This window comes from Seohaeicola saemankumensis, from assembly GCF_021021435.1.
Taxonomy (GTDB): domain Bacteria; phylum Pseudomonadota; class Alphaproteobacteria; order Rhodobacterales; family Rhodobacteraceae; genus Seohaeicola.
The window spans coordinates 182,200-202,839 of record NZ_JAINWI010000015.1 but is presented as its reverse complement, the minus strand read 5'-3'; the positions used below and the strand labels follow the sequence as shown (position 1 = coordinate 202,839).

Sequence of the window (20,640 nt, the reverse complement as noted above, 5' to 3'; positions counted from 1 at the left end):
TCAGGCCGGTTGCCGTAGCACGCGGGGTACTTTGAATTCGACGTTTTCCTCGGCGGTGACAACCTGCTCCATGGTTACGTCGAAACGGTTCTTGAAGGCGTCCACGACCTCGGTGATCAGCACATCAGGGGCGGATGCGCCGGCGGTGATCCCGACGCTGGATATCCCTTCCAGCGCGCGCCAATCGATGTCGGTCGCGCGTTGCACCAGTTGAGCATAGGCGCAGCCTGCGCGTGCGCCTACTTCAACCAGACGTTTGGAGTTTGACGAATTGGGCGCACCGACCACAAGCATGGCGTCGCATTTCGAGGCCATTGCCTTGACGGCTTCTTGTCGGTTGGTGGTGGCATAGCAGATGTCTTCTTTATGCGGCCCCACAATGGCCGGAAAACGGGCCTTGAGCGCTGTGACCACATCGGCGGTATCATCCACCGAAAGCGTGGTTTGCGTCACAAAGGCCAATTTGGCCGGATCACGTGCCGCAAGCCGCGCCACATCATCGGGCGTTTCGACAAGCAGAACCTCGCCCTGCGGCAATTGCCCCATCGTGCCGATGGTTTCGGGATGTCCCGCATGGCCGATCATCACGATCTGCAACCCGTTCTGGTGGTGACGCTCGGCCTCGATATGTACTTTACTGACGAGCGGGCAGGTGGCATCGACATAGATCATCTCGCGGGCCTGCGCGGTTGCTGGCACGGATTTCGGCACGCCATGGGCCGAAAAGATCACCGGACGGTCTGCAGGCACCTCGTCCAACTCCTCGACAAATACGGCCCCTTTGGCGCGCAGCCCGTCTACAACGAATTTGTTGTGCACGATCTCGTGGCGCACGAAAACCGGCGCGCCCCATTTTTCAAGCGCCAATTCCACGATCTTGATGGCACGGTCCACACCAGCGCAAAAGCCGCGCGGTGCTGCAAGATAAAGGGTAAGGGGCGGTTTGGTCATCTCGGTCTCCTGTTATGGATACAGGTAAGGCTTGATCCGCTGCGGGTCCAGCCCCCAGAAGCTTGTGCCTGTGCCTGTGCCTGTCACGCCCGTGTGACTTGTTGTATTGGCCGATCTGTTCGATGGTGGCGCCGCTTTGATCACAGGATATCCGAATGCGCTACTCTTTGTCTCCGGCTGCAACTGTGCTGATCCTTGCCGTTGCCCCGGCCACCGCCGAGGAGGATGCAGGTTTTCTGCCGTGGCGCGATCCCGGCGCTGTCGCGCAGGGGCAGACAATCTATGGCGATTACTGCGCTGCCTGTCACGGGGACCGGCTGCAGGGACAGCCCGACTGGCAAAGCCGCGATGCGGACGGGTATCTGCCCGCACCGCCGCATGATCCCAGCGGCCACACATGGCACCACCCTGACCGACAGCTTTTCGAGATCACGAAATACGGGATCGAGGCGGTGGTGGGTCGTGGCTACAAAAGCCGGATGGGACCGTATGAGGCTATCCTCAGCGATGCCGAGATCGCGGCTGTGCTTGCTTATATCAAAAGCACATGGCCCGCGCGTGTGATCGCGGTGCACGACCGCATCAACCGTGATGCAACACAGTAGTCGGGCGTGACAGACAGGAAAAAGGCGGCCGGATGATCCGCCCGCCTTTCGAGTCTCGCGACAGAAAACGGTAATCAGTCTTCCGCAGGGGGCATCCCGTCGCGCGGTCCAGGCAGGTCACGCGGGGGGCGTCCGATCACGTCTTTCAACTCGTCCAGCTCGATGAAATTATCGGCTTGACGGCGCAGTTCGTCCGCGATCATCGGCGGTTGGCTACGGATGGTCGACACCACCGATACACGCACGCCTTGCCGTTGCAGGCTTTCCACCAGAGGCCGGAAGTCGCCATCGCCGGAAAACAGAACGATATGATCCACCCGCGGTGCAAGCTCCATCGCATCGACGGTCAATTCGATATCCATGTTGCCTTTGACCTTACGGCGGCCCTGACTGTCGGTGTATTCTTTCGCCGGTTTCGTCACCATGGTGTACCCGTTGTAATGCAACCAGTCCACGAGGGGGCGTATAGGCGAGTATTCGTCATTCTCGAGCAAGGCAGTGTAATAGAATGCACGCACGAGTTTGCCGCGCCGCATGAATTCCTGCCGGAGTAGCTTGTAGTCGATATCGAATCCGAGCGACCGCGCGGCTGCATACAAATTCGATCCGTCGATGAACAGCGCCAGCCGTTCGTCCTTGTAAAACATAAGTAGTCCTTCCGAGTAGACGCCTTGTCGCGAGGGTCCGTGAGTGTGAGTGAGTTGGGTACGCGTAAAAAAGAATGGTTCGTGGGTGTCAAATATGCGACAGGCGTGTCTGAAATTATGCCTTAGTCAAGAAAGCCGCAAGACCATATAGAGCTATCGAAGGATAGTTGACCGATCATGCTCGATCAAGAATACCTCATAGCTCTGGGCGGCAATTTGCCATCAAATTCCGGTGCGCCCGCGCAGACTCTTAGCGCTGCCCTGTCCGACCTGCGCGCGTCGGGGGCAGATGTGGTGGCTGTCAGCCGGTTTTTTGACACGCCCTGCTTTCCAAAGGGGGCTGGCCCCGATTACGTCAACGCTGCGGCACGGGTTCGCAGCGAACTGCTTCCCGATGCGTTTCTGGCGCTTCTGCACCGGATCGAAGCCGTATATGGGCGCGAGCGTGTGCAGCGTTGGGGTATGCGGACCCTTGATCTTGATCTATTGGCCGCAGGCGGTCTGGTATCGCCGGACAGTGCCACGCAGGAACAGTGGCGAGCGCTTTTGCCTCAGGACCAGATAGAGGCGACACCAGATCGCCTGATCCTGCCGCATCCGCGCTTGCAGGACCGCGCCTTTGTTCTGGTGCCTTTGGCCGATATCGCGCCTGACTGGGTTCATCCGCTGACCGCGCAAACCGTGGCGCAGATGTTGGCGGCACTGCCCACGACTGAGCGTGACGCGGTCAAAGTCTCGCAATAGCGGCTTGTAACCGCGACCGAACCAGCCTAAATAGCGGGTTTCCACACGACATCCGCTGATTGGAGTGCACTTATGGCCCGCGTAACCGTTGAAGACTGCGTAGACAAGGTTCCGAACCGGTTCGAACTGGTGATGCTTGCCGCGCATCGTGCACGTGAAATCACTGCAGGCGCGGCTGTTACAGTTGATCGTGACAAGGACAAGAACCCCGTTGTCGCCCTGCGCGAGATCGCGGAAGAGACCCAATCGGCAGCGGATCTGCGCGAGCGTCTGATCGAATCGAATCAGAACCAGATCGAGATCGACGAGCCCGAAGATGATTCGATGGCGCTGTTGATGGGTGGCGGTGAGCCTGCGGATAAACCGGCGGATGATGACATGTCCGAGGAAAAGCTGCTGCGCGCGTTGATGGAAGCCCAGGGCCAGGGCTAAGCCCTGCGCGCTGAAAGGACGTGGACCAGATGATCGCGGTTGAAGACCTGATCGCCCTTGTCCGCAACTACAATCCAAGAACCAACGAGGCGCTGATCCGAGCGGCCTATGATTATGGTCGTGCGCTGCACGAAGGCCAGTTCAGGCAGTCGGGAGAGCCCTATTTTTCGCATCCCGTCGCAGTAGCGGCGATCCTGACCGAACAACGGCTGGATGATGCGACCATCGTGACAGCGCTTTTGCACGACACGATCGAGGATACCAAAGCCTCCTACAGCGAAGTTTCCACCCGTTTCGGCAGCGAGATTGCGGATCTGGTCGATGGCGTCACCAAGTTGACCAACCTGCAACTGTCCAGCAGCGAAACCCAGCAGGCGGAAAACTTCCGCAAGCTGTTCATGGCCATGTCCAAGGACCTGCGGGTCATTTTGGTCAAGCTGGCCGACCGTCTGCACAACATGCGGACCATCAAGGCGATGCGTCCCGAAAAGCAGGCCAAGAAAGCGCGCGAGACAATGGACATCTTTGCGCCACTCGCTGGCCGGATGGGTATGCAATGGATGCGCGAGGAGCTTGAGGATCTGGCCTTCAAGGTGCTGAACCCCGAAGGTCGCGCCTCGATCATGCGGCGGTTTATCACGCTGCAAAAGGAAACCGGCGATGTGATCCACCGCATTACCGGCGACATGCGTGCCGAGTTCGACAAGGCGGGCGTCGAGGCGCAGGTTTTCGGGCGTGCCAAGAAACCTTATTCGATATGGCGCAAGATGCAGGAGAAAGAGCTTGGCTTTTCCCGCCTGTCCGACATCTACGGCTTTCGCGTCATCACCGCATCCGAGGAAGACTGCTACCGTGCGCTGGGCGTGATCCACCAGCGCTGGCGCGCTGTGCCGGGGCGGTTCAAGGACTATATCAGTCAACCGAAATCCAACGGCTACCGCTCGATCCACACCACTGTTTCGGGGCGTGACGGCAAACGGGTCGAGGTGCAGATCCGCACCCGCCAGATGCATGACGTGGCCGAAACCGGGGTCGCGGCGCATTGGTCCTACCGCGACGGGGTCCGCACGCAGAACCCCTTTGCTGTCGATCCGGCCAAATGGATCGCGGGCCTGTCCGAGCAGTTTGACGCTGAAGAGGATCACGACGAATTCCTCGAAGCCGTCAAGCTCGAGATGTATTCGGATCAGGTGTTCTGCTTCACGCCCAAGGGTGATGTGGTCAAACTGCCACGCGGCGCGACCCCGATAGATTTTGCCTATGCGATCCACACGCGCATCGGCAATGCCTGTGTAGGGGCCAAGATCGACGGGATGCGTGTGCCGCTCTGGACCCGTATCAAGAACGGCCAGTCGGTCGAGATCATCACAGCCCAAGGCCAGATCCCGCAGGCCACATGGCTGGAGATCGCGACGACCGGCAAGGCCAAGGCCGCGATCCGCCGCGCCCTGCGCGAGGTGGATCGGGGGCGGTTCATCAAACTGGGGCAGGAACTCGCGCGTTCAGCTTTCGAACATCTTGGCAAGAAAGCGACCGACAAGGTTCTGGACACCGCCGCGCGCAATCTGCGGCTGGACGGACGGGGCGAGGTTCTGGCAAGGCTGGGCAGCGCCGAATTGACAGCGCGCGAGGTTGTCCGCGCGGTCTATCCTGATCTCACCTCGGACCAGACCGACGAGATCGATACCAAACGGGCAGTCATCGGCCTCAGCCCCGAACAAAGCTTCGACCGCGCGCGCTGTTGCCAGCCATTGCCAGGGGAAAGAATCGTGGGCATCACGTTTCGCGGCAAGGGTGTTGTCGTGCATGCCATCGACTGCGAGGCACTGACCTCCTACGAGGATCAGCCCGATCGCTGGCTCGACCTGCACTGGCACTCGGGCAAGCACCCGCCGATCCATACGGCCACGCTGAACCTGACCATTGGCAATGATGCGGGCGTTCTGGGTCGTATCTGCACCTTGATCGGAGAGCAGAGGGCCAATATCTCTGACTTGCAATTCGTGGATCGCAAGCCAGATTTCTTTCGACTGCTGATTGACGTTGAGCTGCGGGATGCAGAACATCTGCATTCGGTCATGTCTGCACTGGAAGCGGAAAGCGACGTGGCCGCGGTCGAGCGTTTCCGTGATCCGTCCCGTGCGGCAGCTTTGAACGGATAGGGGAAGGTCGGTCGATTGGTTTTCAAGCGTAGGGATAAGCGCCCGTTCTGGAGGATCGTTCTCGAATTCTTCTGGCCACGCGGCGGCTGGGCCCGCGCGGCCTATTACGTGCGCCATCGCCTGCACCGTCTTCCAGATTCACCGGAAAAAATCGCTCGCGGTATCTTTGCGGGTGTCTTCACAACATTCACACCTTTCTACGGGCTGCATTTTCTGACAGCAGCGATCATTGCCTTCGTGATGCGCGGCAATATCCTTGCCGCCTTGCTGGCGACATTCTTTGGCAACCCGCTGACCTACGTGCCTATTGGCGTGGTGTCGATGCGGATGGGACATTTTCTGCTGGGAGAGACCGCCGCCTCGGAAGATCACATCGCGCGGTCGCTGGGGGGCAAGTTCATGGACGCGGGCGAGGCGCTCAAGAACAACTTTTTCGCCATGTTCAACGACAACACGGCGGATTGGCACAGTCTGACTATCTTCTATGACGAGGTGTTCTTTCCCTATCTTGTCGGGGGCATCATTCCAGGGATCATCGCTGCGACGGTCTGCTATTTCCTGAGCGTGCCGTTGATCCGCGCCTATCAGAAACGGCGCAGCGGCGCGATCAAGGCCAAACTCGCCGCGTTGAAGGCCAAAGCAAAACGTCAGGTCGAAGCCCGACAGGACAACGACTGAACCGAAAGGACGGAGCCGATGAAGCCAATGGGAAAACTGCGGCTGGGCGTGAATATCGACCATGTAGCAACCGTGCGGAATGCGCGGGGCGGGGCCTATCCTGATCCGTTACGCGCGGCCAAACTGGCGGAAGACGCGGGGGCCGATGGCATTACCGCCCATCTTCGCGAGGACCGACGCCATATCTCGGATGCTGATATCGAAGGCTTGATGGATGTACTGAGCGTGCCTTTGAACTTCGAAATGGCCGCAACCGCCGAGATGCAGAAGATCGCCCTGCGCCACAAACCCCACGCGGTTTGCATCGTTCCCGAAAAGCGCGAGGAGCGCACAACTGAGGGCGGGCTTGAAGTCGCGCGTGAGGAGAACCGTCTGGCAGGCTATATCGCGCCACTGCGCGAAGCCGGCTGCCGTGTGTCGATTTTCATCGCTGCCGACACGCGCCAGATCGAAGCCGCGCACCGGATCGGGGCCGAGGTGATCGAACTGCATACAGGCGCCTATTGCGACGCCCATGCCGAAGGGCATTTCGACGCGCGCGATACCGAGCTTGCCAAGCTGCGCGAGATGTCGGCTTTCGCGCATTCCTTGGGGCTTGAGGTGCATGCCGGTCACGGCCTGACCTATGACACCGTGCAGTCTGTTGCGGCCTTCCCCGAGGTGATGGAGCTCAATATCGGGCATTTCATCATCGGCGAGTCTATCTTTCGCGGCCTGTCCCCAGCCATTCAGGAAATGCGGCGTCTGATGGACGCTGCTCGCGCGCCCTTGCAGGGCTGATCGCGGCATGCGCCAGCGCATGACCATAGGGCGGCGGGCGGTACTTGTGCTGGCCTTGGCTTTGGCGACCTTGTCGCTCTGGCAGCTTGAGGCGGCGCGCGGCGGTCTTGATATTAAAACGCTGACGGCAGGGCAGACCCCTGTGACGCGCGCGGCTGCGCCCGGTTCAGATGGCCCGCTGGTGGTCGTGGCGCATGGCTTTGCCGGATCGCGCCAGATGATGCAGGGCTATGCCTTGCCTCTGGCGCAAGCGGGGTATCGCGTCTGGTCCTTCGACTTTCACGGGCATGGACGAAATCCGCAGCCGATGCGCGGTGATGTCAGCGTGATCGAAGGCACGACAATGCGTCTGGTCGATCAGACGCTGGCCGTGGTCGCCGCCGCCCGCGAGGCCGAAGGCTGGACCGGACCCGTCGCCATATTGGGGCATTCGATGGCGACGGATATCATCATCCGCGCCGCGGCGGTCGAACCTGGCATAGGCTCCATCGTGGCCATCTCGGCCTTCTCGCAGGCGGTCACGCGCGACTTTCCCGACGACTTGCTGCTGATTTCGGGTCAGGCAGAGGCGCGTCTTCGCGCCTTCGCACTGGATACGCTCTGGATGATTGATCCGGCCGCAATCGAGGGCCAGATCGTCACAGCCGAAACGATCCGCCGCGCTGCCATCGTTGCCCCCGGGGTCGAGCATGTCGGGGTGCTTTTTAGTCGGACAGGGCAGCGGGCAGCACTGGACTGGCTTGATGCAAGCTATGACCGCCCAAGTAACGTGACCCCTGCCGCGACAGGCGGCTGGCTTGCAGTGTTGCTGACCGCCCTTACGGTGCTGGTCTGGCCTTTGTCGCGGCTCTTGCCGCAGCAAGAAATGCCGCTGGCAGCCCTGTCACGTGGGCACTTTGTCCTTGCCGTGCTGGTGCCTGCTGTCCTTGCGCCGGGTTTGGCCGTGCTGGTCGGGTTTGCGCTGGGCGGCAATCTGCTTCCGGTGCTGGTGGCCGATCATCTGGCGGTGCATCTGCTGATCTACGGGTTGCTGCAACTGGCGATCTTGTGGCGCGCGGGCCTGCGCCCCGGCCCGCTATCACCAGCGGCTGCGGCGTTTCTGGTTGTCTGGGGGCTTGCGGTGTTCGGTCTGGCATTGGATCGGTATGGTGCGAATTTCCTGCCCACATCCCAGCGGCTCTGGATCATCGTGGCACTGGCACTGGGCGCAGTGCCGTTCATGCTGGCCGATGCGCTGATCACGGGGGCAGGGCAGGGCACATGGGGGCGCCGCATTCTTGCGCGCTTCGGGTTTCTGGTCTCGCTGGGGATCGCCGTGGCGCTGAACCCGTCAGAGCTGTTCTTTCTGGCACTGATCGCGCCGGTGATCCTGCTATTTTACGTCATATATGGTCTGATGGGACGATGGATAGCACAACGCAGCGGTCCTGCGGCGGCAGGTCTGGGGCTTGGACTGGCGCTTGCTTGGGCGCTAGGCGTCAGTTTTCCGCTGTTCAGCGCAGCAGGGTAAGAATAGGAGCGTCGTGATATGATCCTTGGCATCGGCACAGATCTTGCGAATATCGACCGTATCGCCGCCACGCTGGACCGGTTCGGCGACCGTTTCCGCAACCGTGTCTTCACACCGGTCGAGCAGGCCAAGGCGGAAAGGCGCAAGGACGTGGCGGGCACCTATGCCAAGCGATGGGCCGCGAAAGAGGCGTGCTCCAAGGCACTCGGCACTGGTTTGCGGATGGGGATCAGTTGGCGCGACATGGCGGTGACGAACCTGCGGAGCGGACAGCCACAGATGCAGGTCACCGGTTGGGCCGCCGAACGGCTGGCCAGCATGACCCCCCCCGACCACGAGGCAGTGATCCATGTCACCCTGACCGATGATCACCCTTGGGCGCAGGCCTTTGTTGTGATCGAGGCGCGTCCCATTGTTACAAAAGGGCAGTAACTGTCCGACACTGCGCCAGCTTGCGCCGAAACAGGGCGCTACGCCCTGCCATTCGGACCAGCTTGGCTTGACTCACGCAGCCTCGCCCCTCATGTAGCGCAGACCGTCCGAGCAGGAGCAAGACCCAATGGCCACCGACGCCAAAAAAGGCAATTCGATAATCGAGACGATCAAGACCATCGTCTATGCGCTGCTGATCGCAGGCATTTTCCGCACCCTGTTCTTCCAGCCATTCTGGATTCCGTCAGGGTCGATGAAACAGACGCTTCTGATCGGCGATTTCCTTTTTGTGAACAAGATGAGCTATGGCTATTCCTTCGCCTCGTGTCCCTCTTTGCGGATTCCCGTGGTCGGGCTGAATATCGACGCGGAAGATATCTGCGGTTGGGTCGGCGGTGACAATACGCGCGTCCTCGGTGGTGAGCCGCAACGCGGCGATGTCGTTGTGTTCCGTCACCCCGTCAGCGGACAAGATTACATCAAGCGCCTGATCGGCCTGCCGGGCGAGACCGTTCAGATGATCGGCGGCGTCCTGCATATCAACGGCGAGCCTGTCGAATTGCAGGATGATGGCGTGTTCGAGGAAACAGCAGCCCCGCAAGGCCCCCAGCGCCTGCGCCCGCGTTGCGAGAACGGACCGGTCGGCGATGGCGGCAACTGCACCAAGTCCCGCCAGATCGAGACCCTGCCCGAGGGCACCAGCCATCCAGTGCTGAATATTGCGCGGCAAAGCTCCGACGATACACCGCTTTATACTGTTCCCGAAGGTCATTTTTTCTTCATGGGCGACAACCGCGACAACTCGACCGACAGCCGTGTGCCCCAGCAGGCCGGTGGCGTCGGGTTTGTCCCCTTTGAAAATCTGATAGGCCGTGCCGACCGGATCATGTTCTCCTCCGCAGGCAGTTCGATGCTGGCCTTCTGGACATGGCGCAGCGATCGCTACTTCAAGGGGATCGAGTGAGGCTCTCGGCGGATCTCAAGGCACTCGAAGGCCGGATCGGGCATGTTTTCCAGCGTCCGGAACTTCTGGTGCGGGCTGTCACCCATTCCTCGATGTCCTCGGCCACACGCGATGATAACCAGCGTCTGGAATTTCTGGGCGACCGTGTTCTGGGGCTGGTGATGGCCGAAGCCTTGCTGGCCCATGACCGCGCCGCGACCGAAGGTCAACTGGCCCCACGCTATAACGCATTGGTGCGCAAGGAAGCCTGCGCCGATGTAGCCCGCCAGATTGATCTGGGCGATGTGCTGAAACTGGGTCGCTCCGAGATGATATCGGGCGGGCGGCGCAAGCTGGCGCTTCTGGGCGACGCGATGGAGGCCGTGATCGCGGCGGTTTATCTCGACAGCGGTTTCGAGGCCGCCCGCACAGTGATCCTTCAGCTTTGGGGCGACCGGATCGGCACCGTCGAACAGGACGCCCGCGACGCCAAAACAGCGCTTCAGGAATGGGCGCAGGCGCGTGGCTTGCCACCGCCTAATTATATTGAATTGCACCGCTCGGGGCCGGATCATGCCCCCGTATTCACAATGTCGGCCCAGCTTGACAACGGCGAGGCCGAAAGCGCCACGGCCGGATCGAAGCGGCAGGCGGAACAGGCAGCGGCCAAAGCCCTGCTGGACAGATTGGAGAGCGCATGACCCGCGCAGGTTTCGTGGCCCTCATCGGAGAGCCGAATGCAGGAAAATCCACGCTTTTGAACCGGATGGTGGGGGCAAAAGTGTCCATCGTCACGCATAAGGTGCAAACGACGCGCGCGCGCATTCGCGGTGTGGCGATAGAGGGCGAGGCGCAGATCGTCTTTGTCGACACGCCGGGCCTGTTCGCGCCCAAACGCAGGCTTGACCGCGCGATGGTGGCCGCTGCTTGGGGCGGGGCTGCGGATGCCGATATCGTGGTTCTGCTGGTCGAGGCGCATCGCGGTGTGACGGACGGTGTGCAGAAGATCCTTGAAGGTCTCGAAGGCATCGGCAAAAGCCGCCCTGTCGCGCTGGCCATCAACAAGATCGATCGCGTCAAATCGGAAGTGCTGCTGGGGTTGACCCGCGATCTGAACGCGCGTTTTCCCTTTGTCGAGACCTTCATGATTTCCGCTGAAAAAGGCCATGGCGTGCAGGTTCTGCGCGAATGGCTGGCAGGCGCATTGCCCGAAGGCCCATGGCTTTACCCTGAGGACCAGATCGCCGATCTGCCGATGCGGATGATCGCCGCCGAAATGACGCGCGAGAAGCTGACCCTGCGTCTGCATCAGGAACTACCCTACCAGTTGACGGTCGAGACCGAAAACTGGGAAGAGCGCAAGGACGGATCGGCCAAGATTGATCAGGTCATCTATGTGATCCGCGATGGTCACAAAGGCATCGTGCTGGGCAACAAGGGCGAGACCATCAAACAGGTTGGTCAGGCGGCCCGTGTCGAGATGGAAGAGTTTTTGGGCCGCAAGGTGCATCTGTTCTTGCAGGTCAAAGTGCGCTCGGGCTGGCTGGACGAGGCAGAGCGTTACTCCGAGATGGGCTTGGACTTCAAGGACGGCAATGCCTGATCTGCCTGTCACCTTGCAGCATCTGCGGATGCGTATTTCTTGCAAACTGAACGCGGGGGCGGCGATTTGACCGACAGGTTGACCGCAAGTTTCTGGGTCTCGGCCTATCTGGCGCGGTTGCGCCTGGCGGATATTCCCGCCTTTGTCGTGGCACATGGCGATGACACGGCGGGCACTGTTCTGGTCAAGCTGAACCGACTGGACCGGACTGCAACCGCCTTTCAGCGCTCATTTGACTTGATGACAGGCGCACGCGCATGGGTGATCCTGACCGAAGGCGACGAAGCCGAGGTGGACGCCGCCCTGCGCCGCCAGCGTACGCGCGATCCCGATCTGTGGGTAATCGAGGTCGAGGACCGGCAGGGGCGTCATTTGCTGGACGAACAGGGCCTGAGCGATTGATCTTGTCCGCCTTGCGTGGATAGTGAACCGATGGACTGGCGTGATCAGGGGATATTGCTGAGCAGCAGGCGGCACGGGGAATCCGCAGCCATCATCGAGGTATTCACGCGCGAACACGGTCGCCATGCAGGTGTGGTGCGCGGCGGGGCAAGTCGCAAGATTGCACCTGTCCTGCAAGCCGGTGCACAGCTTGACGTGGCATGGCGCGCACGGCTTGAGGACCATATCGGCACCTTCACAGTCGAGCCGCTCCGCAGTCGCGCAGGGGTGGCGATGGCGGACCGTCAGGCCTTGGCCGGATTGAACGCGGTCACAGCTCTTTTGTCGTTTGCCCTGCCCGAGCGAGAGGCCCATGAAGCGCTTTACGCGCGCAGCGAGACATTGCTGGATCTGCTGGGCGATCAGGAAATCTGGCCGTTGGCCTATTTGCAATGGGAACTGGCCTTGCTGGAAGAGATGGGCTTCGGTCTTGATCTGAGCAGTTGTGCCGTGCTGGGTCACGGCGCCAATGACCTGAGCTATGTCTCGCCGCGCAGTGGCAGGGCCGTGTCAAGCGCAGGGGCAGGCGAATGGGCAGCGCGGCTTTTGCCGTTGCCGCCCTGCCTGATGGGGCAGGGGCCTGCGCCCGATGCCGAGATTGCCGAAGGTTATGTCACGACGGGCCATTTCCTGCGCGAACATCTGGCGCCAGCCTTGGGGGAAAAGCCCCTGCCCGAAGCGCGTCAGCGCTTCGTGGACGGCTTTGTGCGGCGTCTTGAATGACGCCAAGCTAGCGCAGCGCCAGCACCAGATCGACAAGCGATCCCATCGGATCAGCATTGTCCTTGCCGTCGCGGGTCGACAGATCGGCCATGCCGACATGGGCAGCATAGATGATCCGCGCCATTTCCGGATTTGTGATATCCACCTCGGTCAGCAGGCGCTGGATATGGGTGATCCGCGCGGTGTCGACCTCGGCAAGGGCATCGGCGACGCGGCTATTTTCGCGGCCCCACGCGCGGATCGCGGGTTCCACAACAAGATCGCCAAGCGCAGGATGCAGCCCGCCCGCCACGATCTGCCCAAGACGGCGCAATCGCGCCACTGGTGTGGGTTCATCCGCCAATGCCTGCGGGATATGGCTGACTGCCCCCTCGACCCAGAGCGCCAGCATTTGCCGGTGAAAGTCTGGAACATCCGCAAAATGCCAGTAGAACGAGCCCTTCGTGGTGCCAAGCCGCCTTGCCATCGGTTCTGCCTTCAGAGCGGCAGGCCCATCGGTCCCTAGGGCCTGAAAACCGGCCATCAGCCAGTCGGATCGTCTGAGGCGCGTGCGCTTGTCCATATAGTGCGGCCTACGACGCGCGCATGATTCCCGCAACAGCGGACAGAATGCCCCAGTCGATATGTCGCGCTGCGTTGCAGCATTGCCCGATCCATGCGGTGGATTTCATCGCAGCCCTAGCATCAGTCCGGCCAGTCCATGCCAGCCGCGCGCCCAAGAACAACAGCGCTCAGCAGGCCGTTGCCGGACAGATAGCCGCTATCGGATTTGCCCGACACGCCACAAGCTGCGCCGCCTGCCGCATAGAGGTTGGGAAAAACTGCTCCACTCTTGTGGCGGACGCGGCCTTTTCCAGTAACGTCCAGACCGCCCTGAGTATGAAACAGCGCACCTGTCACACGCACGGCGGCATAGGGTGGTGACAAGGGCGGGGTGCGGAAACTGCGCCCGAATGCATCGGTGCCGCTATTGGGGATGTTTGCCAGCGTATCGGCCAGCGCTGTGTCTGGCAGGCCAGTCACTGCTGCCAGATTGGCGACGGTGTCAGCGGTTTTGACCGCGCCTTGCACCTCGGCGGCCCGAAAATCGGCAAACTGACGGGCAATCCCGGCGATCCTAGCATCGAAAATTACCCAAGCCTGCCCCTCCGGTTGGCCCATGACGGCGCGCGCGGCTTCGGAATAGCCCTGCGCCTCGTTCCAGAAGCGATGCCCCTCAAGATTGACCTGCACGCCGCCTTCGGTGATCACGGCCCATGTGATCAGGATCCCGTGCGGATGGGCGACGTTGCCGTGACCCTGATAGGCCCCCAGGTGGCGGGCCGTCGCGCCAAGAGCCTGCCCCCACAAGACCGCCTCGCCACGGTTGCCGTCGTGACCGAACCACAGCGCATCTGCAATCGCGGGCATATGTTCCGCCACCATTGCACGGTTGCCACCAAAGCCATTGCAGGCAAGGATCAGCCGCGCGCATCCTATCCGTTCGGTGCTGCCATCGGGTAGGGCGACGGTGACGCCGGAAATCCTGCGCCCCTCGTGATGCAGCACCGTGGCGCGGCGTTCGCAGATGATGTCGATGCCTTCCGCCTCGCAAGTCTGGCGCAAGCGGTCTACCAGTTCCGCGCCCGACCGCGTTGGCAATCCGTGCATCCGGCGAGCCGAGTGGCCGGGATAGTCAAAATCCGTCACGACAGAAAACGGCAGGCCAAAACGGTCTGCAAGCCATTCGATCGCGGGGCCAGACCCGTCGGCAAGCGCCGTCACCAGTTCCGGATCGTTTTCGTCATGCGCCTTGCGCTGGATATCGGCACCAAACACAAGCGGATCATCGGTTATCCCTGAATTGCGCTGGAAACGCGTGCCAGCGGCGGGGATAAGACCGGCGGATAGCGCGGTCGAGCCGCGCGGCAGTGAATCGGCCTCGATCACAAGAACCGCTTGGCTCGCTTCCTTTGCGGCAAGGGCCGCAACCATCCCACAGGCACCGGCCCCGATGATCAGGGTCTGGACCTCAAGATCGAAACCATCGGCAGGCGTCGGGGCAATCTGCATGGTTCAGCCCTTGTCCTGCCCGTCAAAACGCTGCCCCATTGCCAGCATTTCGGGCGTGCCGATCCGCGCGTTCAGCCCGTCGAAATCGAACATCCGGTCCGTAAACGGCGTGTTTGATCCATGTGCTCGCAAGCTGGCATAGTAATCCTGCGCGCTGCGGGCGAGGGCGCGGACAATGCCACCTGGAAAGATCACGATATCAAAACCAAGGGCCTGCAAGTCGCTGGCCGCTGTGATAGGCGTATGTCCACCCTCGACCATATTCGCCAGCAGCGGCACGCGGCCCTTGAAGGTCTGCGCGACCGTGGCCAGTTCGTCGCCCGTGCGCGGGGCTTCGATGAACAGCACATCGGCACCGGCGGCGACATAGGCCTCGGCGCGGTCCATGGCGGCGACGAAACCCTCGACTGCGATCGCATCGGTGCGCGCGATGATCAGTGTGGCGTCACTGGCGCGGGCATCGGCCATCGCGGCGATTTTTCCTGCCATTTCCTGCTTGGATATCAGGGATTTATCCGCCAGATGCCCACAGCGTTTGGGATAGGTCTGATCCTCGATCTGCAAAGCCGAAGCCCCTGCCCGTTCATAGACCCGCATGGTGCGCTGCGCGTTCAACGCGTTGCCAAAACCGGTATCGGCGTCGATGATGACGGGCAGGGCGGTACGGTCGCGGACCAGCGCCATCGTATCGGCCATTTCCGACACCGAAGTCAGTCCGATATCGGGTCGTCCCAGTCGCGTATAGGCAACCGCGGCACCGGACAGATACAGCGCCTCGAAGCCTGCTTGTTCTGCCAGTGTCGCGGTCAAACCGTCATAGACGCCGGGGGCGATCAGGATCTCGGGGGCGGTCAGGCGGGCGGGCAAGCTCATCGTGTAGACTCCAGCAGGGCGATCGTCTCGGCGCAGGTCATCACATGGGTGACAGTGCCGAGCGAGACCAGCGTGGCGTCATGCACCTCCTGCTTGAAGGCGGCGCAACCATCCGAGAGCATGATAGTCTCGATATTGCGCAGATGCGCGTCGCGCAACGTGCTGGCGACCCCGCCATTGGTGACGATCCCGCCGACGATCAGCGTATCAATATTCAGGGCGCGCAGGATGTATTCCAGTCGTGTCTGGTAGAATGCGGAATAGGCCACCTTTTCAATGGTATAATCAGCGGGTGCCAGCGTATCGACAAGGTCGTGACCAAAGCCCCCTGGTGCGAAGTCACCCTTTGTCAGGAAGGGGCGCATCTGCTTGAGATGCGGCGCGATCAGCGGCTCACCTTCCGGTCCGGGAACCAGCGTGAACTGGGCCGACACATAGGTGCCACCGCTGGCGCGCAGCGCATCGCGCAATGGGGCGACGCGGTCGGGCAGGGCCTTGATCGCGTCCGCGCCCTGTCCCGCCCTGCCATAGGCACCATCGGGATGCAGGAAATCGTTTTGCAAGTCGATGGTCAGAAGAGCCGTGCGTCGGGGATCAATCGCTGTCAAATCGCCCATTGTTCAATTCTCCTGCCGTGTGATGATAGTGTTGCCGAAAGCGTCGACTGTGCCGGTCAGGTCCGGCTCGATCAAGACCGTCGTATCGGGTTGTTCCAGAATGGCGGGGCCGTGGATCACGGCACCGACGGGCAGATCAAGGCGGTTGTAAATCGCGGTGTCATGCCAGCGGTCCCCGAAATGCACCTTTCGTTCGCCCTTGCGGGCGTCCTCGGGCGTGCCGGTGCTGCGGGGGGCTAGCGTGGCAAGATCAAATTTGGGTCGGCGTCCGGTCACGGCAGAGCGCAGATTCATTACCCGCCGCGCGCCTTTGGGCAACAGGCGACCGTATGTCGCTTTATAGGCCGCATCAAAAGCCTCGGCGATCTGTGCGCGGGTCGGTGCGATGACGCGTCCATCCGTGATGGTCACCGGTAGCGGCACGGCGACGGTATGGGTCTGCCCGACATAAGCCATGTCCAGCTCGAACGCCGTATCGCGCGCTTCGAAGCGGGTTTGGGCGGCGTCGAGCATCGCAAGGCCCTGATCCATATGGGATTGCATGAAAGCAGCAAGACTGGCCTCCTCCAACCCGTCCACCATCGCATTGACGGTTTGCACAAAATCCTGCCGCATATCAGCAATCACACAGCCCATGGCCGAGGTGACGCCGGGATAACGCGGCACGATGGCGCGGGCCAATCCCACATCGGCCAGCATCGCGCCGGAATGCAGCGCGCCGCCCCCGCCGAATGGCATGAAGGCGAACCGCTTGGGATCAAAGCCCCGTTCGATACTGACCAGACGGATTGCGCCCGCCATGCGGCTGTTGGCGACGCGCAGGATCGCTTCGGCCGCGGCCAGCGTATCCAGACCGAGGGGCTGGCCCGCATGTTGGTCAATCGCCTTTGCCGCTGCATCTACATCCAGCCGTGTCAACTTGCCGCCGATGGGGTTGTCGGGGTCAATCCGGCCCAGTACGACATTCGCATCCGTCACCGTGGGCCGTGTGTTGCCAAGCCCGTAGGCCACAGGGCCGGGGTTCGATCCGGCGCTTTCCGGCCCGATCATCAGCAACCCGCCCTTGTCCACCCATGCGATAGAGCCGCCGCCCGCGCCGATCGTGGTGATCTCGATCATCGGCGAGCGCACGACCATGCCGAAGTCGATGGAGGTTTGCGGCGACAGCATCGACTTGCCTCCCGCGATCAGCGATACGTCGAAACTGGTGCCGCCCATGTCCCCCGTGATGACATCGGGAAAGCCCGCCATCTGCGCGATATAGGCCGCCGCGATCACCCCCGCTGCGGGACCGGACAAAGCCGTGCGGACCGGTAAGCGGCAGGCGGTATCCACCGCCATTACACCGCCGTTCGACTGTACGATCATGAACTCGCCGCCAAAGCCGCCCTGTTTCAGCGCATTTTCCAAGCGGTCCAGATAACCCGAGACTTCGGGTTGCAGATAGGCGTTCAGCGCGGTGGTCGAAAACCGTTCGAACTCGCGGATCTCTGGCAGGATCTCGGACGAAGCCGAGACATGGCTGTTGGGCCAGATTTCGCGGATCGCGGCCACGGCAGCTGCCTCGTTGGCGGGGTTGGCATAGGCATTGGCGAACATGACCGCGACGGCTGCGCAACCCTGATCCTGCAGGGTCCGGGCGGCTGCGCGTACCGCGTCCAGATCGACGGGCACACGGATTGCGCCATCCGCCAGTGTCCGTTCCGGCACTTCAAGGCGCAGATCGCGCGGTACAACGGGTGTGAAATCGCCGCGCAGTCCCCATGTTCGCGGACGGTCGCGGCGGCGCATTTCCAGGACGTCACGCAGACCCGCTGTGGTGATCACGCCGATCTTAGCACCTTTGCGTTCCAGCAGGGCGTTGGTGCCTGCGGTTGTGCCATGCACCACGACAGCAACCGAGGACAAGTCCGATACCTGCCGCCCGATCCCGTCCAGAAACCCGCCCGACTGGTCGGGGCGGGTTGTGGGCACCTTGGCAACCGTGGCAGTGCCTGCGGCCTCGTCGAGTACAAACACATCGGTGAAGGTGCCGCCGACATCAACGCCGATCATGCGGCCTGCGGTCTTTTGCATGCTCATGCCTGCGCCCCTTTCCATGCGGTTCCATATGCTTTATCCGCCTCGTCCGCGCTGATCAGACCCAGCGCCACATCCCGCGCTACGGCCTTCGGATCCCGCAGCGAGGCTGCGCCATAGCCACCACCCCCCGGTGTTTCCAGACGCACGGCCTGCCCCTGGACCAGTTTGATCCCGCGCATTTTCGACGCCAGCGGCGGATGATGCCAGCCATCCGCCTGCTCATAGGAAAAGACGTTCATCGCCGCTTCGCCACCGCCTGCAGCCCCCTTGGGCGCAAAGTGGCCCCGTTCGCCGAACAGGAACGCCTCGGCCCCATTCTCCTCCAACACCTCGATCTCGTAGACTGCACCCAAACCTCCGCGATGCGCCCCCGCACCCGCGCTGTCGGGGCGCAAAGCCCATTGCCGGAACATCACCGGATAGGCCGCTTCCAGAATCTCCAGCGGCGGGATTGTCGCGGTCGAGATCGGCGCATTGCCGTGGTTCAACCCGTCACCCTCGGGCGACCCGCCATGCCCTCCTCCGTAAAAGCTGAACATCACCCAAGGCTGGCCATTCTTGCGCTTGCCTGCAATCGACAGCGCGTTGATCGTGCCATAGGCGTTGGCCACCACGCGGTCGGGTGCGGCTTGGCCCGCGGCCGCAAAAATAACATCGATCATCCGCAGGATCGTTTCGGTATAGCCGCCCACGGGTGCCGGAAACTCTGCCGACAGCAAAGACCCCTCGGGGATGCGCACCTTGATGGGTCGCATCACGCCCGCATTGGCAGGTAGCGCCGGAAAGATATGCTTGATTGCCACATAGGCCGTGGCCACCGCAGTGGGCAGGGCTATATTGACCGGACCCGCACAACGCGGAGCTGTGCCATCGAAATCCAGCACCATCGTGTCGCCCTTGATTTCAAGCGCGACCTTGATCGGCAAAGCGACATCGGTGATCCCGTCATTGTCCAGAAAATCTACAGCCTCCCAACGGCCGTCCGGTAGGGCAGTCAACTCGGCCCGCATCAAGGCTTCGGCGCGATGGCCCAGAGCATCCAGCGCCGCACTGACGGTATCCGTGCCGTATTCGTCCAAAAGCTCGTCCATCCGGCGCACACCCAGATCCAGCGCGCCCAACTGCCCGTTCAGATCGCCCATGGCCGATTGCGGCAGGCGGGTGTTCCGCATCAGGATGTCGATGATGTCGGTATTCACTTGGCCCCCGCGCGCCAGTCGCACAGGCGGCAGCACGAAAGCTTCCTGAAACGCATCGGTAGCGGCGGGGTTGTAGTTGCCGGGAACCGCGCCGCCCACGTCATGCCAATGCCCGACCGAGGCGAGATAGCAGAACAACTGCCCATCGCGGAAATAGGGCCGCACCAGACGCATATCCGACAGATGGGTGCCGCCCAGATGCGCATCGTTGAAGATATAGATATCCCCGTCGTGGACCTCGCCATGTTCAGCGGCTTTGTCGATCACGGCTTTTACCGCGAATGACATGACGCCCACAAAAATTGGCAGTCCCGATTTGCCCTGCACAAGCGTGTCGCCGGAAAGGGCATGGTAAAGTCCGTGCGACGCGTCATGAGCCTCGGCGATGATCGGGTTGAAGGCTGCACGGAACAGGGTCGCGTCCATCTCGTCGGCGATCTGCTCCATCCGGCCTGCCAGAACGGCCAGCGTGATCGGGTCGATATCTGCGGTCTGTGTCATTCTTGTCCTGCTGCCTTTACTTCGGCGATGTCGTTCCAGACATCCTGTCGCGTGATCCGGCCTGCTGTGATCTCGAACCGATCGACAAAGCGGATGCCCTGAAACGGCGTGCCATCGGGCCATTCGCCGTAAAGGGTGCCGCGCGCATAGACGATGGCGCACCCATCGCCCTGCAAAGCCTCGAACCCGTCATAGGTTTTCCTGACGAAACGATAGCGGGGCTTCGACCATGCGATCAACTCGTCCAGAGTTGTTAGACCAGAGGCGCCGGGGAAATTCATCACAAAACCCTTGTCCAGCATCGCGCGGGCACGCTCAAGCTCGCGTGCCTCCATCGCGGCCAGATACTCGCGGACGATTGCACAAGGATCAGGCAGGGCAGGTGCACCTGTCGGGTGAGTACCGCCACGCATGTAATGGGCCGTCGGCATCTCGTGCAGAATCACCGTAATCGCATCGGGAGCAGCAGGCACGACAAGCTGCACAGCCTCTGTCAAAGCCTTGCCCAGCCGCGTTTTTGCATCGTTGTCGTAGCCTTCAAGCACATGCGCCTCAATAATCGGCATCGCATCCCTCCCTGAATAACCTGTATCTTTGCTAATACAGATTTTAGTATCTGGAAAGATCAAATTTATGATGATTGATATGACGGATTACTTGCTTTT

The 20,640-nt window shown here is 61.4% G+C and carries 22 protein-coding genes; 13 read left to right on the top strand and 9 right to left on the bottom strand.

Annotated features, from left to right (window positions below):
• Entirely contained in the window at positions 1-951 is a 951-nt protein-coding gene (gene ispH, locus K7H22_RS14655) for a 4-hydroxy-3-methylbut-2-enyl diphosphate reductase (RefSeq protein WP_230801614.1), read from the bottom strand.
• A 155-nt stretch (positions 952-1,106) separates the two neighbouring features.
• On the opposite strand from ispH, the gene K7H22_RS14650 reads away from it, so the two are divergent.
• Positions 1,107-1,556, top strand: coding sequence for a c-type cytochrome (locus K7H22_RS14650; RefSeq protein WP_230801613.1), 450 nt, complete (start codon positions 1,107-1,109; stop codon positions 1,554-1,556).
• A gap of 74 nt (positions 1,557-1,630) precedes the next feature.
• On the opposite strand, the gene K7H22_RS14645 is transcribed toward K7H22_RS14650, so the two are convergent.
• Positions 1,631-2,203, bottom strand: coding sequence for an NYN domain-containing protein (locus K7H22_RS14645; protein WP_230801612.1), 573 nt, complete (start codon positions 2,201-2,203; stop codon positions 1,631-1,633).
• 177 nt (positions 2,204-2,380) lie between these two features.
• Between K7H22_RS14645 and folK the strand changes: the two genes are divergently transcribed.
• The 12 genes from folK (at position 2,381) to recO (ending at position 12,651) form a co-directional block, all read left to right on the top strand.
• Positions 2,381-2,947, top strand: a complete 567-nt coding sequence (folK, locus tag K7H22_RS14640) for a 2-amino-4-hydroxy-6-hydroxymethyldihydropteridine diphosphokinase (RefSeq protein ID WP_230801611.1) — start codon at positions 2,381-2,383, stop codon at positions 2,945-2,947.
• A 72-nt stretch (positions 2,948-3,019) separates the two neighbouring features.
• Positions 3,020-3,379, top strand: a complete 360-nt coding sequence (gene rpoZ, locus K7H22_RS14635) for a DNA-directed RNA polymerase subunit omega (protein WP_230801610.1) — start codon at positions 3,020-3,022, stop codon at positions 3,377-3,379.
• Between the two features lie 29 nt (positions 3,380-3,408).
• Positions 3,409-5,541 (top strand): RelA/SpoT family protein, encoded by a 2,133-nt coding sequence (locus K7H22_RS14630; protein ID WP_230801609.1) that lies wholly within the window; start codon positions 3,409-3,411, stop codon positions 5,539-5,541.
• A gap of 15 nt (positions 5,542-5,556) precedes the next feature.
• Positions 5,557-6,219, top strand: a complete 663-nt coding sequence (locus K7H22_RS14625) for a DUF2062 domain-containing protein (protein ID WP_230801608.1) — start codon at positions 5,557-5,559, stop codon at positions 6,217-6,219.
• 18 nt (positions 6,220-6,237) lie between these two features.
• Positions 6,238-6,999: a pyridoxine 5'-phosphate synthase gene (locus K7H22_RS14620; protein WP_230801607.1), complete on the top strand. Its 762-nt coding sequence runs from the start codon at positions 6,238-6,240 to the stop codon at positions 6,997-6,999.
• Between the two features lie 7 nt (positions 7,000-7,006).
• Positions 7,007-8,509 carry an alpha/beta hydrolase gene (locus K7H22_RS14615; protein ID WP_230801606.1) on the top strand — a complete coding sequence of 501 codons (1,503 nt, stop codon included), beginning with the start codon at positions 7,007-7,009 and terminating at the stop codon, positions 8,507-8,509.
• 18 nt (positions 8,510-8,527) lie between these two features.
• Positions 8,528-8,941, top strand: coding sequence for a holo-ACP synthase (gene acpS, locus K7H22_RS14610; protein WP_230801605.1), 414 nt, complete (start codon positions 8,528-8,530; stop codon positions 8,939-8,941).
• Between the two features lie 127 nt (positions 8,942-9,068).
• On the top strand, positions 9,069-9,905 hold the full coding sequence (gene lepB / locus K7H22_RS14605) for a signal peptidase I (RefSeq protein WP_230801604.1): 837 nt from the start codon (positions 9,069-9,071) through the stop codon (positions 9,903-9,905).
• Positions 9,902-10,585 carry a ribonuclease III gene (gene rnc / locus K7H22_RS14600; RefSeq protein WP_230801603.1) on the top strand — a complete coding sequence of 228 codons (684 nt, stop codon included), beginning with the start codon at positions 9,902-9,904 and terminating at the stop codon, positions 10,583-10,585. Before lepB ends, rnc begins: the two co-directional genes overlap by 4 nt.
• Positions 10,582-11,487 (top strand): GTPase Era, encoded by a 906-nt coding sequence (gene era / locus K7H22_RS14595; RefSeq protein ID WP_230801602.1) that lies wholly within the window; start codon positions 10,582-10,584, stop codon positions 11,485-11,487. The genes rnc and era overlap by 4 nt, the downstream gene beginning before the upstream one ends.
• 39 nt (positions 11,488-11,526) lie before the next feature.
• The gene (locus K7H22_RS14590; protein WP_230801601.1) at positions 11,527-11,889 is read left to right on the top strand and encodes a DUF1491 family protein; all 363 of its coding nucleotides are present in this window, start codon (positions 11,527-11,529) and stop codon (positions 11,887-11,889) included.
• A gap of 30 nt (positions 11,890-11,919) precedes the next feature.
• Entirely contained in the window at positions 11,920-12,651 is a 732-nt protein-coding gene (recO, locus tag K7H22_RS14585; protein ID WP_230801600.1) for a DNA repair protein RecO, read from the top strand.
• Between the two features lie 7 nt (positions 12,652-12,658).
• Here the strand turns inward: recO and K7H22_RS14580 are convergent, their stop codons facing one another.
• The 7 genes from K7H22_RS14580 to K7H22_RS14550 form a co-directional block, all read right to left on the bottom strand.
• Positions 12,659-13,213, bottom strand: coding sequence for a TetR/AcrR family transcriptional regulator (locus K7H22_RS14580; RefSeq protein WP_230801599.1), 555 nt, complete (start codon positions 13,211-13,213; stop codon positions 12,659-12,661).
• A gap of 122 nt (positions 13,214-13,335) precedes the next feature.
• Positions 13,336-14,703, bottom strand: coding sequence for an FAD-dependent oxidoreductase (locus K7H22_RS14575; RefSeq protein WP_230801598.1), 1,368 nt, complete (start codon positions 14,701-14,703; stop codon positions 13,336-13,338).
• A gap of 3 nt (positions 14,704-14,706) precedes the next feature.
• Positions 14,707-15,576: an isocitrate lyase/PEP mutase family protein gene (locus K7H22_RS14570; RefSeq protein WP_230801597.1), complete on the bottom strand. Its 870-nt coding sequence runs from the start codon at positions 15,574-15,576 to the stop codon at positions 14,707-14,709.
• Positions 15,573-16,193: a cysteine hydrolase family protein gene (locus K7H22_RS14565; protein ID WP_230801596.1), complete on the bottom strand. Its 621-nt coding sequence runs from the start codon at positions 16,191-16,193 to the stop codon at positions 15,573-15,575. The genes K7H22_RS14570 and K7H22_RS14565 overlap by 4 nt, the downstream gene beginning before the upstream one ends.
• A gap of 3 nt (positions 16,194-16,196) precedes the next feature.
• Positions 16,197-18,275, bottom strand: a complete 2,079-nt coding sequence (locus K7H22_RS14560; protein ID WP_230801595.1) for a hydantoinase/oxoprolinase family protein — start codon at positions 18,273-18,275, stop codon at positions 16,197-16,199.
• Entirely contained in the window at positions 18,272-19,975 is a 1,704-nt protein-coding gene (locus K7H22_RS14555) for a hydantoinase B/oxoprolinase family protein (protein ID WP_230801594.1), read from the bottom strand. The genes K7H22_RS14560 and K7H22_RS14555 overlap by 4 nt, the downstream gene beginning before the upstream one ends.
• A complete protein-coding gene (locus K7H22_RS14550; protein WP_230801593.1) occupies positions 19,972-20,541 on the bottom strand; it encodes a tautomerase family protein in 570 nt (189 codons plus the stop codon). Before K7H22_RS14550 ends, K7H22_RS14555 begins: the two co-directional genes overlap by 4 nt.
• Between the last annotated feature and the right edge of the window lie 99 nt (positions 20,542-20,640).